The organism is Martinezella paranaensis (assembly GCF_014200235.1).
GTDB classification, from domain to species: domain Bacteria; phylum Pseudomonadota; class Alphaproteobacteria; order Rhizobiales; family Rhizobiaceae; genus Rhizobium; species Rhizobium paranaense.
On record NZ_JACHBI010000011.1, the window covers coordinates 162,389 to 176,788 of the forward strand.

General features: G+C 57.1%; 9 protein-coding genes. 7 read left to right on the plus strand and 2 right to left on the minus strand.

The window, feature by feature from the left end:
• The first annotated feature begins 37 nt into the window (after window positions 1-37).
• The 7 genes from GGD50_RS23990 to GGD50_RS24020 all read left to right on the plus strand — a co-directional run bounded on the left by GGD50_RS23990 (window position 38) and on the right by GGD50_RS24020 (window position 8,413).
• Window positions 38-1,564, plus strand: a complete 1,527-nt coding sequence (locus GGD50_RS23990; RefSeq protein ID WP_028753489.1) for a sugar ABC transporter ATP-binding protein — start codon at window positions 38-40, stop codon at window positions 1,562-1,564.
• A gap of 9 nt (window positions 1,565-1,573) precedes the next feature.
• Window positions 1,574-2,515, plus strand: coding sequence for an ABC transporter permease (locus GGD50_RS23995; protein ID WP_004129665.1), 942 nt, complete (start codon window positions 1,574-1,576; stop codon window positions 2,513-2,515).
• Window positions 2,516-2,520: 5 nt separating this feature from the next.
• Window positions 2,521-3,519, plus strand: a complete 999-nt coding sequence (locus tag GGD50_RS24000; protein ID WP_004129662.1) for an ABC transporter permease — start codon at window positions 2,521-2,523, stop codon at window positions 3,517-3,519.
• A gap of 62 nt (window positions 3,520-3,581) precedes the next feature.
• The gene (locus GGD50_RS24005; protein ID WP_004129660.1) at window positions 3,582-4,682 is read left to right on the plus strand and encodes an NAD(P)-dependent alcohol dehydrogenase; all 1,101 of its coding nucleotides are present in this window, start codon (window positions 3,582-3,584) and stop codon (window positions 4,680-4,682) included.
• Between the two features lie 11 nt (window positions 4,683-4,693).
• Window positions 4,694-5,005 carry a putative quinol monooxygenase gene (locus tag GGD50_RS24010; RefSeq protein ID WP_037155958.1) on the plus strand — a complete coding sequence of 104 codons (312 nt, stop codon included), beginning with the start codon at window positions 4,694-4,696 and terminating at the stop codon, window positions 5,003-5,005.
• Window positions 5,006-5,080: 75 nt separating this feature from the next.
• Complete coding sequence (locus tag GGD50_RS24015) at window positions 5,081-6,343, plus strand: NAD(P)/FAD-dependent oxidoreductase (RefSeq protein WP_004129653.1); 1,263 nt, start codon at window positions 5,081-5,083, stop codon at window positions 6,341-6,343.
• Between the two features lie 648 nt (window positions 6,344-6,991).
• Window positions 6,992-8,413, plus strand: coding sequence for an ISNCY family transposase (locus GGD50_RS24020; protein WP_004118201.1), 1,422 nt, complete (start codon window positions 6,992-6,994; stop codon window positions 8,411-8,413).
• Window positions 8,414-8,419: 6 nt separating this feature from the next.
• On the opposite strand, the gene GGD50_RS24025 is transcribed toward GGD50_RS24020, so the two are convergent.
• Window positions 8,420-9,157, minus strand: a complete 738-nt coding sequence (locus GGD50_RS24025) for a hypothetical protein (protein ID WP_004118203.1) — start codon at window positions 9,155-9,157, stop codon at window positions 8,420-8,422.
• A gap of 896 nt (window positions 9,158-10,053) precedes the next feature.
• The gene (locus tag GGD50_RS24030; protein ID WP_004118204.1) at window positions 10,054-14,124 is read right to left on the minus strand and encodes a helix-turn-helix domain-containing protein; all 4,071 of its coding nucleotides are present in this window, start codon (window positions 14,122-14,124) and stop codon (window positions 10,054-10,056) included.
• Window positions 14,125-14,400 lie beyond the last annotated feature (276 nt).

Below are 14,400 nucleotides of genomic sequence, written 5' to 3' on the forward strand. Positions count from 1 at the left end.
AAGCGCGCCCTCTTCACCCTCGCAGATGGAAGTGTTCATGAGTATGCTTGTCGAGATGGTCAGCATCAACAAGTCCTTTGGTGCGACCAAAGTCCTGTCGAATGTTCAATTTTCGCTTGAACGCGGCTCCGTCCACGCGTTGATGGGCGAGAACGGGGCGGGAAAATCCACGCTGATGCGAATTCTGGCCGGCGTCTATCAACAGACCGCTGGACGCATCCGTCTGCGAGGAGAAGAGGTGACCTTCCGGTCCCCCAAGGAAGCGCGTCTCGCCGGGGTGTCGACAGTGTTTCAGGAGTTCACCCTGATCCCCAATCTCACGGTCGCCGAAAACATGTTTCTTGGACACGAACCGCGGCGTGCCGATGGGTCGATAGACACCGCCGAGGTCGTCGAGCGATCCCGCAAGCTGCTTGCCGACGTTTTCCCTCAACTGGACGCGACGGCGATTGTGGAAACGCTGACGGTTGCCCAGCAGCAGGCAGTGGAAATCGCCAAAGGCCTGACATCCAATGCCGATGTCTTCATTTTCGATGAACCGACCGCGGCACTAAACTCAACGGACGTCGCTCATCTCTTCAAGGTCATCCGCGATCTGAAGGCGCAAAACAAGGCTGTCGTCTACATCTCGCATCGGATGAACGAGGTGTTCGAACTGTGCGACACCATCACCGTCATGAAGGACGGGGCTTGGGTAAAGACAGCCAGGGCAGAAGACTTTAATCTCCAAACGCTCGTGGCAACCATGGTTGGACGCGAACTTCAGAGTTTCTTTCCGCCGAGGGCACAGGCCATTGGATCGCCGATGCTCGTCGTGGCAGGGCTTCGTCTCAATGACCATGGCCCGCCAGTCGGTTTTTCCGTACGCACGGGCGAGATCATCGGGCTCGCCGGGCTGGAGGGCCAGGGGCAGCGTGAAATCATGCGTGCGGTCGTCGGGGTCGAACCCGCCGCAGCTGCGAGCGTCCAGCGTCGCCGCGACGACAGCATGATCGATGTGAACGTATCCTCAGGCTTTTCGAGTGCCATCTCAGCGGGCATTGGTTTCATTCCTGAAGACCGCAAGCAGGAAGGCCTGTTTCTTCGGCTTCCGATCTACGACAACATCGCACTTGGCAAGCAGTTGAACCGGAACATGGCGAGCGTTGCATGGCGTTCCATCTCCAGGGTTCACGATGTCATAAAGTCGCTCCGTGTTGCGGCTGCCGACCCCGCCTCGCCCGTCGGCAAACTTTCGGGTGGAAACCAGCAAAAGGTGCTTCTGTGCCGCTGGCTGCTTTCGGGGGTCGATATCCTTGTCATCGAGGAGCCGACACGGGGCGTCGATGTCGGCGCGAAAGCGGAAATCTACAAGCTGCTTCGCGATTTTGCCGATCGTGGCGGTGCAGTGATCGTCTCGTCGCGCGAGCACGCCGAACTGATCGGGCTGTGTGACAACATCCTGGTCGTTCACGACAAAAAGATCGTCGGGCAGATGCCCGCGCTCGATGCCACAGAGGAAACCATCCTGGGAACCGCACTAGGTTCGAACTTCGCGCACGATCCGCGCGCCGCTGTTCATTGAGGAGGATACATGAATACCATCGCAAACTTCCTGAAGACTCCTTACCGGGCGGGTGCGATCCGGCTGTCGATCGGGACGCTATTCGTGCTGGTGGTCGCCTCGGTCATCCTGCTTCCAGAATTTCTGGCGCCGGAGAATCTGTCGAACCTGCTGGCCCAATCTACTGTTCTTGTCATTTCTGCGCTCGGCCAGACCTTTGTGATCCTGACGGGCGGCCTGGACGTTTCCGTTGGTTCGATCATCAGCGTGACGACCACGATCATGACACTCGACATGCCAGAGGTTGTCCGTGTCGTGCTTTGCATTGCGGTTGCGATCGCATTCGGACTGGCCAACGGATACGGCGTAGCCAGGCTTAACGTCCACCCGATCATCATGACCCTGGCAACCATGGGGATCGGCCAGGGACTGGCGCTTATCATTCTCCCGATCCCCGGCGGGAAGGTGCCTGATTGGCTGTCGGCGTCAGTCGCGGGTTCGGTCGGGCCCGTGCCAAACTCGCTGCTCTGGCTGATCGCCGCCACCGTCGTTGCTGCCTGGATGCTTTATCGCAGGCCGTTTGGCCTTTACCTGTTCGCTTCGGGGGGTAACGATTTCAATGCCCGCATGAATGGCGTCCCGGTCGAGCGCACAGTCATTAAAGCCTACATCCTGTCGGCGCTATTTGCTTGTGCTGCCGGGATGTTCCTCGCGGGCCGCCTTGCCTCGGGCGATCCCAAGGGGGGTGCTACCTTCGGAATTGAATCCGTTACCGCAGCAGCGCTCGGGGGTGTTCACCTAGCTGGCGGTATCGGTAGCATCCTCGGCACTGTCGCCGGCGCGGCTATCCTCGGCATCGTCAACAACGTGATGAACCTCGCCAACGTCTCGGCATTCCTCCAGTCGGTCGTGAAGGGCCTTCTGCTGCTGGCACTCGTCGTTTCGCAGCGTCGCAAAACGATCGGACTTTGAAAGAGATGGACCTCTCGATGACCACAGCAGATGCGAAAATTGAGACGCCATCCCGCACTCTCACCGCCAAGCGCACACTTTCCTGGGTGCTCGGCTTGCCCCCGGCATATTACGTGCTCGCAATCCTGATCGCTTTGGCCCCCGCGGTAAGTGCGACGCTGATCAATCCGAACTATTGGTTCGTGATCCTGAAACAGTCAGCGCCGCTCGGGATCGCGGTGCTGGCGCAATCTCTTGTCATGCGGGTGCGTTCTATTGATCTCTCGGTCAGTGGCGTGTTTGCTTTTTCGATCTATCTCGCCAGCTCCGGGCTCCTCAACAGTTACCCGCCCTTCGTCACGGTCCTGATGACGATCGTCATCGGCCTTGCCGTCGGTCTGATCAACGGCGCCCTCGTGGCCTATGTCCGCGCCTCCGCGGTCATCGCGACGCTGAGCGTATCGGCGATCCTCATCGGGATCGTCCAGTTCATGAGTTCCGGCCGTGCACCGGGTTCGACACCAAGCTGGCTTCGCGTCCTGACGAGCGGGAACATCTACGGCCTGTCTTACTCCGTTATCGTCTGGATCGGGATTTCCGTGGTCGTCGCACTAGCGTTCCGCTTCCTGATCCTCGGGCGCTACTTCCGCGCTGTCGGCGACAATCCGAGGGCGGCGGAGATAACAGGCATACCTCTGGCTCGAACGATTTTTGTCTCGCATACGCTGGCGGGCACGCTGACGGGCATCGCCGCCCTGGTTCAGGTGTCTGCGCTGGCCGTTGGAACGATCAAGCCCGGCTTCGACACCTTCATGAACGCTCTCGCCGCGACGATTCTCGGTGGGGTGACGTTCGGCGTCGACCGCGGCGGCGTCGCGGGGCCTTTCGTGGCGGTCGTCGCCTTCAGTTTCCTATTTGCGATGTTGACCGTGTTCGGCATCCAGGAGCCCGGCAAGCTTATCGTCCAGGGCGGGATCATCGCTCTTGCGGCGATCATTTACGGCGCACGTGTCGGTCGCGTCTAGCCCGCACAGGATGCCAGACAGGTCATTCCCGGTGTCAACGCGGGAGAATGCAGGAGAAAAGCATGGTGAAGATAACGGCGGCTGTGGCCGTAAAACCGAAAGCTCCGCTGGAGTTTCGTGAACTTGAGCTGGCGGATCCCGAAGGCAATGAAATTCTTGTGCGAACGGTCGCGACGGGCATCTGCCATACGGACCTGTTGCTCCGTGATGGGATTTTTGGGCCTCCCGCCCCGGTCATACCGGGACATGAAGGTGTTGGCATCGTCGAAGCCATCGGGGCGGACGTCCAGGGTTTAAGAGTGGGCGACCACGTTGCGCTCAGCCAGAGTTCATGTGGCTTCTGCGGCGATTGCCGGCGCTCTCACCCGATGAACTGCCAGAACTACACCCAGTACAATCTGACGGGGCTTCGTCCGAACGGCAAAAAGGCCTTGCTTTGTGATGAAGTCGGCATCGGCAGCAACTTTGTCGGCCAGTCATCCTTCGCGACCCACATCCTGGCGACTGAGAACAACGCCGCGCAGCTTCCCAAGGATTTCGACCTGACGAATGCGGCCCCGCTCGGTTGCGGCATGGCAACGGGGGCAGGTACCGTCATCAACGCCATGAAGCCGGAGATCGGACAAACCATTGCCGTGTTCGGCGCCGGAGCAGTGGGCATGGCTGCGGTGATGGCCGCCAAGGTCCGGCGGTGCAGCAAGATCATCATCATCGACCTGAACGAGCAGCGTTTGGCGATGGCCAAGACGTTGGGCGCGACCCATGCTATCAACGGCAGGGACCCAGACGTCGTGGAGCAGATCCACGCCTTGACGGGCGGCGGTGCCGATTTTGCGATCGATGCCGTGGGTATCATTCCCGTCATCCTGAATACGATCAAATGCACGCGGGCAGGGGGCCATGTCGTCCTCCTCGGGCTCGACGCGCTCGGCAAGGATATTCCAATCCCGCTGGACCTCATGGTCTTCAACCGGAAAATTCAGGGTGCCATCCTCGGAGACCAGATCCCCCAGCTCTTCATTCCCCAACTGGTCGAGCTGAACCAGGCCGGCCTATTCCCGTTCCAGAAGCTGATCACAAAGTATCCGTTCGAGAAAATCAACGAGGCCGTCGCCGATGCCGAAGCTGGCCGCGTGATCAAGCCCGTCATCGTCTTCAATTAGGAGCTTCCCACATGCCATCGAGCAAGTCCGACGAACAGCATCTCATTGTTGAGTTTAAAACATCGACGCGTAACCGGGACCGTGTCAACACACTGCTCCAGGAGTTTGTCGGCCCTGCCCGCGAGGAAGAGGGCTGCCTCTACTACAATCTCTACCAGCGCTCCGACGAGCCGAATACGTTCTTCATTCTCGATGGTTGGGCAAACGAGGAGGCAGCCGCGCGTCACGGAGAATCTCCGAACGTCAAGCGTGTTCTCGAACCGTTGCTTCCGTTGCTGGAAAGCCCCCCTTCCATCATTGTGAGCAGTCGCATCAGCGACTGAGCTTGCGATTGTGCAACACCGAAAGACGCGCTTGATCCGAGGCGGGTTTTTTCCAAAGGCTCGCGGGAGGACGAAATGGAGCATCGAGTTGTCATCGTGGGAGGCGGTTTCGCCGGCCTCCAATTGGCCAAGGATCTCAAATGTCCAAACCTCTCGATCACGATCATCGACAGACGCAATCATCACCTGTTCCAGCCGCTGCTCTATCAGGTCGCCACGACCGTCCTGGCGACCTCCGAGATTGCCTGGCCCATTCGCGCAGTATTTCGTGGAAGGAAAGATGTCACGACGCTTCTTGGCGAGGTCGTGGGCGTCGATGTCGAGAAGCGGCTCGTCTCGCTCAAGGGCGGCCATGCCATTCCCTACGATACCCTTGTTCTCGCAACGGGGGCCCGTCACGCGTATTTCGGCCGGGATGAATGGGAGCCCTTCGCGCCCGGACTGAAGGCGTTGGAAGACGCCACCACGATCCGCCGTCGCCTTCTCCTGGCGTTCGAAAAAGCGGAGCTGGAAACCGATCCCCAAGCGCGGGCGGGGCTGCTGACCTTCTCGATAATCGGCGCCGGGCCGACAGGCGTCGAAATGGCCGGGATCATCGCCGAACTGGCTCGAAGGACGCTTGTCGAGGAATTCAGAAACATCGATACGACTTCGGCGCGCATTCTTCTTGTAGAGGCAGGGCCGCGTATTCTGCCTGTTTTTCATTTGGCGTTATCGCAATACGCCGAGCGATCCCTTGCGTCGATGGGCGTCGAGGTTCGCACGGGAAGGCCCGTGACCGACTGCACCGAGGAAGGCATATCGATTGGGGACGAGTTTGTCCCGAGCCGCACGGTCATATGGGCGGCGGGCGTGCAGGCATCCAAGGCCGCCGTGTGGGTGGGGGCGGAGACGGATCGAGCGGGGCGTGCTATCGTGCAGCCCGACCTCACGGTCTTCGAACACCCGGACATCTTCGTTGTCGGCGATACCGCTAGCGTTAAGACCGGCGAGGGAATGCTGGTTCCTGGTATCGCGCCCGCCGCAAAGCAGCAGGGAAAATACGTCGCCCAAGTGATCAAGGCCCGCCTCAAACAGCGCTCAGCGCCGCCTGCCTTCAAGTACAGGCATCTTGGCAATCTTGCGACCATAGGACCAAGCTCCGCGGTGATCGATTTCGGCAGGCTGAGGCTCAAGGGCACCATCGCCTGGTGGATCTGGGGCCTTGCCCACATCTACTTTTTGATCGGAACAAGGAGCCGTATGGCGGTCGCGCTAAGCTGGCTTTGGGCATTTACCTCCGGCCACCACTCTGCTCGCCTCATTACCCAGAAGGAGACGCTTAAGGACGAGGTCTAGCCGCAGGGGCTGCAAACGATATTCTTCAGCTTAGAACCCAGCTTGTACAGCCGGCGGTCAAAGTCAATGCCCCGTCTGCCGATCATGACCGCTCTGAAGCGCAACCCAGAGCCGATTGGCCGGTGGTCAGTTGAGTTCAAGCAACGAATTTTGGCCTTCCCGTCTATGAGTATCAACTAAATTCCTAACGCCTCGATCGAGTACGAGATGGTAGTTCGACAATGACAACATGGAACCTTTGTCCTCTCCAGATGGCATCCTTGCGATGGCTGGCACGAGGGAAGACGATTGCTGTGATTGCCCAAATAGAGGGCAGGAGAGTAGACGATATCGAGCGCTGCTTGAACGATGCCTTGTTGCTGCTCGGAGTGGAGACCCTTGACGACGCTTTTCGAAAGATCGAAATAGCTCGCTGTGACCGAACTTAAAGCGATTTTAGCGCATTGACGGTATTTGGAATTGCCCGAGGGCGATTGTTCCATAATAGAACTTATCTGAGTTTCTGTTGTAGCGGCTATTTAGTAATGCGACAGTTGGGCCAGTTAGAGATGCGACAGTCTCGCCTCTCGACGCACTGGTCAAAGCCACCGTTGGGAGCAAGGATGACGATCTTCAGCCTGGTCGAGACCAGGAGCGGTCGGAGTCGTCATGTCCTTTATGATCACCATGTCGCAGAAAGAATTACATCGCCTCGAAGTCATCCAGAAGATCCGTAACCAACGCCTGAGCGTCGTACAGGCCGCCGAACTGCTCGACCTCAGTCGAAGTCAGGTCCACAGGCTGCTGCAGGCCTATGATCAGGATGGTCCGGCCGGCCTTGTTTCAAAGAAGCGATCACGACCAAGCAACCGGCGCCATAGCGAAGAGTTTCGCAATGCGGTGCTGGATCTGATCCGCGAACGCTATCTGGATTTCGGTCCGACGCTGGCACGCGAGAAGCTGCTCGAGTTGCACCGGATCTCGGTCGCCAAGGAGACGCTGCGGCAATGGATGACCGAGGCTGGTATCTGGATTTCGCGTCGTGAACGCAAGAAACGGGTTTTCCAACCACGCGGCCGGCGCGGCTGCTTTGGCGAACTGGTGCAGATCGACGGATCGCATCACTGGTGGTTCGAGAACCGCGGCCCCAAATGCGCCCTGCTCGTCTATATCGATGACGCCACCGGCAGGCTATTGCACCTGCGTTTCGCCGGATCGGAGAATACGTTCGACTATCTGCATGCGACAAAGGATTATCTGCAGCAGTGGGGCAAGCCGTTGGCTTTCTACAGCGACAAACATGGTGTCTTTCGATCGACGCATCCGTCGAAGAAGGACAGGACAAGCGGTCTGACGCAGTTCGGCCGGGCGCTTTATGAGCTCAACATCGATATCATCTGCGCCAACACCCCTCAGGCCAAGGGTCGGGTGGAACGTGCCAACCAGACATTGCAGGATCGGCTTGTGAAGGAATTACGGCTTCGCGGCATTGATACGATCGAAGCTGCCAATTCCTATGCGCCTGAGTTCATTGCGGATTTCAACACTCGCTTTGGCAAGCAACCACGCAATCCAAAGGACATGCACCGACCGCTGGCCAACCACGAGAACCTCGATGGTGCCATGTGCCGGAAGGAAGTCCGCACGCTGTCGCAATCTCTGACGCTACGCTACGACAAGATGTTGTTCATTCTCGATCCGACCGAGATTTCCAGGCCACTGGCTGGCCAGAAAGTGATCGTCTGCGACTATCCGGACGGTCGGCTCGAGATCATGCACGAGAGCTTTTCCCTGCCCTACAAGACCTTCGATACGTTGCGCTCGGTGCATCGTGCGGAGGTCGTCGACAACAAGCGGCTGGACGACATGCTGTCGATCGTCGCCGAGTTGCAAGCCGGCCGAGAACAGCAACGCAGCAAGAGTGGTCCCCGACGCACCGGGCAGAAGGATCATATGTTTGGCATTCGGGACGGTAGCACAGCCAACGGCTATCAGAAGCGGGGACGCAAGCCGAGGACAGATTACATGAACGATCCGGCGGTGATTGCACGGCGAGAGAAAGCGTTATTGAGGCAACCAGCGGCGGAATAAAGATCGTCAGTGCACGCCGATGTCGCTTTGCGTATCCGATTCCAGCTGCAGGCATGCGGACCAAAGCGGTGTCTTGTGGAAGGATCCGTCCTGGAAGAGTGTGAGGCCCTCTCTTGCTTCATAGAGCAAGCCGAGCCAGCACAAGCGCCGTAAGACGCCATATTGGAGATCGGATTTCAACTCCCAGGCTTCTATGGTCATTTCGGTGTGTGACAGAGGCGCCAAGTCTGGATAGAGGATCTTCACAACGTCCATTGGCGTGCAACCTTCCCTGGCCTTGATATTGAGAAGATTGAGGAACATGCGCCACCAGCGTAACCGCGCGCGGACCTTTTCTTCCCGCTCGGTGGCGTGGACATACGAATAGAGATAATCCGTGGCGACCACATCGAAGAAGGCTTGCGGATTCACCAGAAACTCCCGCCCGCGTCTGGTTGGCAGCAGCACATCCTTTTTCCGGCGAAGAAGCTTCAGGTGGCGGGTCATGTCGCGCACGACCCAAAGCGGCGGCATGTCGCTTTCATTGAGCACCTTGTTCATGCTGTAGAGGTCCTCGGCTGTGAATCCGGGCCAGAGGAAGTGCACAGCGGCCCAATGCACGAACTTGCGGTTCATGGCGCCGGTCGCGGTCAATCCTATGCCACCCTCACCGTCAGCATAGGCAACCGAAAGAAGCATGCCGCGAAGAAGTGGTGACAGCGCGGCGATGTCGACGTCACCTTGCAGGTTGATTTCCGGAAGCATCGTGCGGCTTTGATCCCCAACTGCGCCATGCAAGTGCTAGCGAGTATCGAGCGGTAAAAGAACAATTGCCAGTGAGAAAGCTAAAGCCGAAGGGGAATGTTATCACCCGCCCCCGCTCCGCCCTTTCAACCCGGCCCAGCCGGCCGGATCGGGGGCTGATTGTCAGAGCCAGTGTCGCATTTCTAACTGGCTGACAATGTCGCGCGTCTAGCCAGCTTTGACATCTGTAACCTAATGGAATTATTATATAATCTTGTAAAACGGACTTATAAATGTTCCACAGCAAGAGATTTCATGTCCAAACAGGAACATAGCCTGTCCGCTGAAAAAGTCGCGCCCCCAGGGTGTCCCCACATCCGACAGCGTCGAAATGCCGTCATACCTGTGAGTTGAGACGCGATCTTCAGAACAGGGGAGTTCTGAACTTTAGGATAGTCGGGCCTTTTTCGTGGAGCGGCTCTCTAACCTGCTTCGAGCCCTGCAGTTTCCGCTATCGGAATAGGTCAAAACCGCGAACAGGCTTGGGCCGCCTTTCATAATTGTACCGCTGTCGAAATATCTCTGGAACGAACGATCTCGTTTCCTCAGCACCGATTGGACGGTATTCAAACCTGATGGAAGAAAAGTGCAGGCTTCCACGCGATGGGACAATAATTCGCCCATTTTTGCCACTCCGATACGATAAACGAGAAAGCATGACCACTCGGTTCGCGAAAGCGTATGAGGCGGCCAATGTTTGTCATGGACGGAACAAATAAAGAACAAACTCACTTATTGTCAAGTGCCTATGAGCCGAATGCTTAAGCTGGCATACGGCTTCACAGCCAGTAACGCGGTCGAAATTGCTTGGGATGGCACCATCCCAGGCAATTTCCTCGCATGAAGCAGGTACAATCTTACCAATCGAGCTTTTCCGCGTCATTGTCATGCGAACGAGCTTCGTAGTCATAGCTCGTAGCGATTTTTTCGAGAACAGCAGACGTGCGCGGCCATTCCAGCGCCGTCGCTCGCGACCACTCGCTAAAGGTCCTCGCAAGATCGTGCTCTTGGGCGCCGCCGTCACGCGGTAGCCTCGTCGTAACGCCACGCAGATTGCGACGACCAATCATGAGCCCAATTTCGATATTTTTGTTGCGAACGGATTCAATTAATTCGCGGACAGCTTCTGTGGGCCAGATGCCGTCTTGCCCCGAAGGTGCGCAGGCAAGGACTTCGCCGATCTTCTGGTCCGAAATATCCTCCCGCCCGGCGGATTTCGCCAGTTGGCGGGCACGTTGAACCCAGTCTTCTAAGATCGCTAGATCTATTGTACCGTCTGGTCTGGTTCCAGGAACAACATTCCAGAGACGCAAGAGGTTGCTTGCTTGGCGGGCACGATTGGTGACTTGTTCTTGGTTAGCCACAGTCTCTTCAACTACGCGGCTGTCCTCGCTGGGTTTGTAAATTGCGCAGATTACGTCGATGAATAGCTGCGGATTGGACGCAAGCTCGCGGATGATTAACTTGGCCGGACGCTGCGAGTATTCAAGCACTGGAAGATAAATCCATTCCAGCTTTAACATCTCCGTGGCGGGGACGTCGTCACGGTTGTCTAAAACAGACAGAATTTCGGCAACGTAGTGTTGGAACATCGTCGTGTCATTGTGATCGGCGTCGAATTCGGCTGGTTGTAAGGCCGCTTCAATAAGGAGGCGGACGAGCAAATCCGAGCCAAATGTCAGACCTGTATGCAACCGCAAGCCAACTAGATGCACGACATGGCGAGCGCGACCGACATCCATCAGTTTGCTCACCGCAAACTCTGTATCTTCCCGTTCGCCATTAATCCAAAGGATTGGGACCCGTTTCCAGTACTGCTCTTCGAAATTTGCGCCCAATTCCCGCAAGAGCGACCAAGCGCGCGACGAGGGCGGGAGGGCGAGCAGAATTGCGAGCAAGCTTTCCTGTTTGGCTCCTATCTGCTGCATCTCGTCGACCAAATCTGTCACCCATTGATCAGCTTGCATGGGATACATCGTTATTATCATCCCCCGGGCAACTCCTAAGCCCACTACGCCCTCTCTTGTGAGAGCCCGGACGATAATTTCGTGTCCCCGTCGCGGGTTGCCAACTTCGGCCTCGGCAATGGCTTGTCCCAGGTAACCTTTCTCCTGTACAGCGTTAGCAAGAGCAAACAGGCCGTCCAGTCCCATATTGGTGAGAATTGCTTCAACAACGCTTCGGCGTTCCCCTTGGAGCTGCCGCTGTGTGTCCTCGTGCCACCTGGTGCCGATTGGGTTCGGAAGTGCGACCGACGTGTCAAACAACCAAGAAATCTCTGCGATTAGGTCGACAGGGGTTATGGCGTTGTAAATTTCCTCAAAAGGAGCCAATTCTTCTTCAGGAAGCGCCCACGCGGCATCACGGAAACTGCGATGGCTATGCAAAATTGCGCGCAACTTCGACCTTAACGCGTTCCGACCCACGTCGTCCGCAATGAACGGAACAAGCGCCTTGAGTTTGTTTAGCGCTTCTTCCCGTCTGGCTCCGAGATTGCCCCAGCGATCGAGCAGCGCCACCCACCGTGAGATATCAGCCGACGCGTCTGCAAGGAGACGATCGGTAATCGCGAGCGCGCCTCTTTCAATCAGCTCGAAAGTGACGATTTCTGAGGTTGGCGTCGAGAAATCGCGCCAGAGAGGGGCTGGCGTTGGTGAAAACGAGTCGTGTTCGGTCGGAAGAATGCCCAGCAGGAGTTTCCAAGCTGCCTTGGGGAACCTCGCTCTTAGCCGGTCCAAGACCCGAAGTCGCTGTTCTAGTGTCGCGTGTGTTTGCGGCGCCCATAGAAGAAATGTAGTTCGGAGACTACTGCCGGGACGGTTAGTATAACGGCCCCCAGGATCAAGCTCATCGAGCGCCCCGAGAATAGAGGCCGCACGCCCGAGATAGTCGGGAGACCATGCCAAAGTTTCGAGAGCCCACAATAATGTGGATAGGTGCTCGGCGCCAAAAAGCGGGGACGTATCGTGACCGAAAAGAACGGCGACAGGGCTATCGTCCTGACCAAGTGCGTCGTCGAGTGCGCTGAGGAAACTGGACGGTGAGGCTTCCGCTAATAGTTGAAAATCCCTCGACAGTGACCACCAACGTTGACGGTCGGCGCCGCTAAGCAAGCGTTGAATGATAAGATCTGGCTGCAGCTCCGCAGATGGTACGGATGAGGCCAGTTTTCCGAACAGAGCAAGTATAATCAATACTTCGCCGACACCGTTACGCAGATTTTTGGAAAATTCTGGATGCACCCCCCGGACCGATGCATACCACCGTTCCTCCGCGGGCATTTCGTAGCGGGGGTCGGCCGCGCTCAAAACGTCTAATGCGACTGCAGCAAACCGTTCCATGTGAGAGGGCGATATATCCGCTGCCAGCAGGCCCCAAGCATCGCGTGGCGAGGCAATTTTCCACACAGAGCCCACTTTACGCAGAGGACTATCGAAATTTCCGGCCAAACCCGCAAGACTAGCTGCGAACGGTTCGTAGGGCATGTCAGCCAACCGCGATAGGACAGATTTGTCTCCCTCGCTGCTTTCATCCCAGCCACCTGCGAGGAGAGCCGCAATGAGCGATTGAGAGGGAAGTCCTTTCGCCCACGCGGGTACTCGTCCAGGAGAGCTTGGCATGAGACGTCGCAGAATTCCTAGACTTCGCGACGAATCTCTCGCCATCCGCCCTGCCATCTCGGAAGGCACGCCAACCCCTTCAAGGACGATCTTAATATTCTCTCGTGCGGGGCGTTCAAGCACAATGGCATCGCCGGAGGACGAGGCGTCTTGGCCATATGCGGCAAGTACATGGTGTCCCTTCTTGGCCAACGCCTGCGCCGGGCCTGGCTCCGGATCTAACACCACGATGACCAACGGCGTTGCACTATCTCCAATCAGCCTTGCAGTTTCGGAGTTTGCGACTACCAAGCTTCGGCACAGGTAATATTCCGCAAGATTAGCGGGAAGCTGGTTGATCGCCGCATAAACAAATCCGGAAACCTCAGCCGGGCTCTCCCCCTTTACCGCAAGCACAGACGACGGCCCCCTGAGCCATCGAAGAATCCGGGTGGCACTTTCGTCGCGATCACAGAGCACCAATTCACTTGGCAATTGCCATTGGGTCGCGAGCGCCCATTCCAGCCAATATTCCCGAAGATCAAGTGCCCCGGCTGGTCGCTTGCCAAGGGCGATAGCCAGCCATAACCCGACAGCGGGATAGAGTTCGATCCAATGGACTAGATTATCTCCATCGTAAGCACGCACGTCCTTCCAGATGTTCTCCGCACGCTTCTTTTGCGCCCACATTTCCTTTTGGGGCCAATGACGCGGCGTCACGAAGATGAACGTCAACTCGGCAGGTATAAGACCAAGCGGATTCTCGCTGCGCTTCTTATAGTCATCATCGGCCTTCGAGGCGATGCGATCTCGCTGCGTCCCGATTTCCCATCCCGTGACACCGAGCGGAATATATTCAGACGCTTCGCTTGCTTCGGTAACTCCGTCCCAGCCAGCGTGCTGGACACCTTCGTCCGAGGGAAACCTCAGTAATATGGGGCGATTTGCCCTTGCTAGCTTCGCAAGCAAGGTTGGAAGAGATCCCTGACCGTCGCGTCGCTCGGCCCACTGAGAAAGATCAGTCGCATCGACCCATCTTATTGGCAAACCAGCGTCCTTCCGGTCGGCGAAGGCGGGCAATGTTGGCCCGATAACAGCTCCTCCCGCTCGGAAAGCAATGCCTTCCGCTTCGAGCACTCCGCGAATTGCTTCAGCGTTCTGTTGAATCGGGTTGCGATGGCCCCGCTCAAAGTCTGCCACGGTGGAGGTGGCTACTCGAGCGCGGCTGGCGAGCTCCTGCTGAGACCAAGCCAAAAGAGCGCGAGCAGCGCGACATTGTGCGGGAGTGATAGCCTCATTGGAGGCAGGAGGATTGAGCAACGTAGACATTAGTGATTTTATATGACGTCAAATTAAAAATGCAATAACCCTGGAGCCGAACAACACATTCAGGGACCAGCTACCCTGCCTCGCCTTCGGCTCCTTCTCCAAGTCAAAAGGATTGGGGATTCCGCGAGCAGCGATGAACATCGGGATGTTTTCATTGCCCCTTCCAGAATCCACATCTATAGTTGTGAAGCGTGGTACAATTAGATCGAATCGGAACTGCTATTGTTAAGAAAAATATTGTCTGTAGCATGCAGAAACTTAAGTAGCCGCTGGGGC

Coding starts and splice junctions, on each gene's coding strand:
- GGD50_RS23990 (WP_028753489.1), top strand. CDS start 38: ATGAGTATGCTTGTCGAGATGGTCAGCATCAACAAGTCCTTTGGTGCG.
- GGD50_RS23995 (WP_004129665.1), top strand. CDS start 1,574: ATGAATACCATCGCAAACTTCCTGAAGACTCCTTACCGGGCGGGTGCG.
- GGD50_RS24000 (WP_004129662.1), top strand. CDS start 2,521: ATGGACCTCTCGATGACCACAGCAGATGCGAAAATTGAGACGCCATCC.
- GGD50_RS24005 (WP_004129660.1), top strand. CDS start 3,582: ATGGTGAAGATAACGGCGGCTGTGGCCGTAAAACCGAAAGCTCCGCTG.
- GGD50_RS24010 (WP_037155958.1), top strand. CDS start 4,694: ATGCCATCGAGCAAGTCCGACGAACAGCATCTCATTGTTGAGTTTAAA.
- GGD50_RS24015 (WP_004129653.1), top strand. CDS start 5,081: ATGGAGCATCGAGTTGTCATCGTGGGAGGCGGTTTCGCCGGCCTCCAA.
- GGD50_RS24020 (WP_004118201.1), top strand. CDS start 6,992: ATGTCCTTTATGATCACCATGTCGCAGAAAGAATTACATCGCCTCGAA.
- GGD50_RS24025 (WP_004118203.1), bottom strand. CDS start 9,157: ATGCTTCCGGAAATCAACCTGCAAGGTGACGTCGACATCGCCGCGCTG.
- GGD50_RS24030 (WP_004118204.1), bottom strand. CDS start 14,124: ATGTCTACGTTGCTCAATCCTCCTGCCTCCAATGAGGCTATCACTCCC.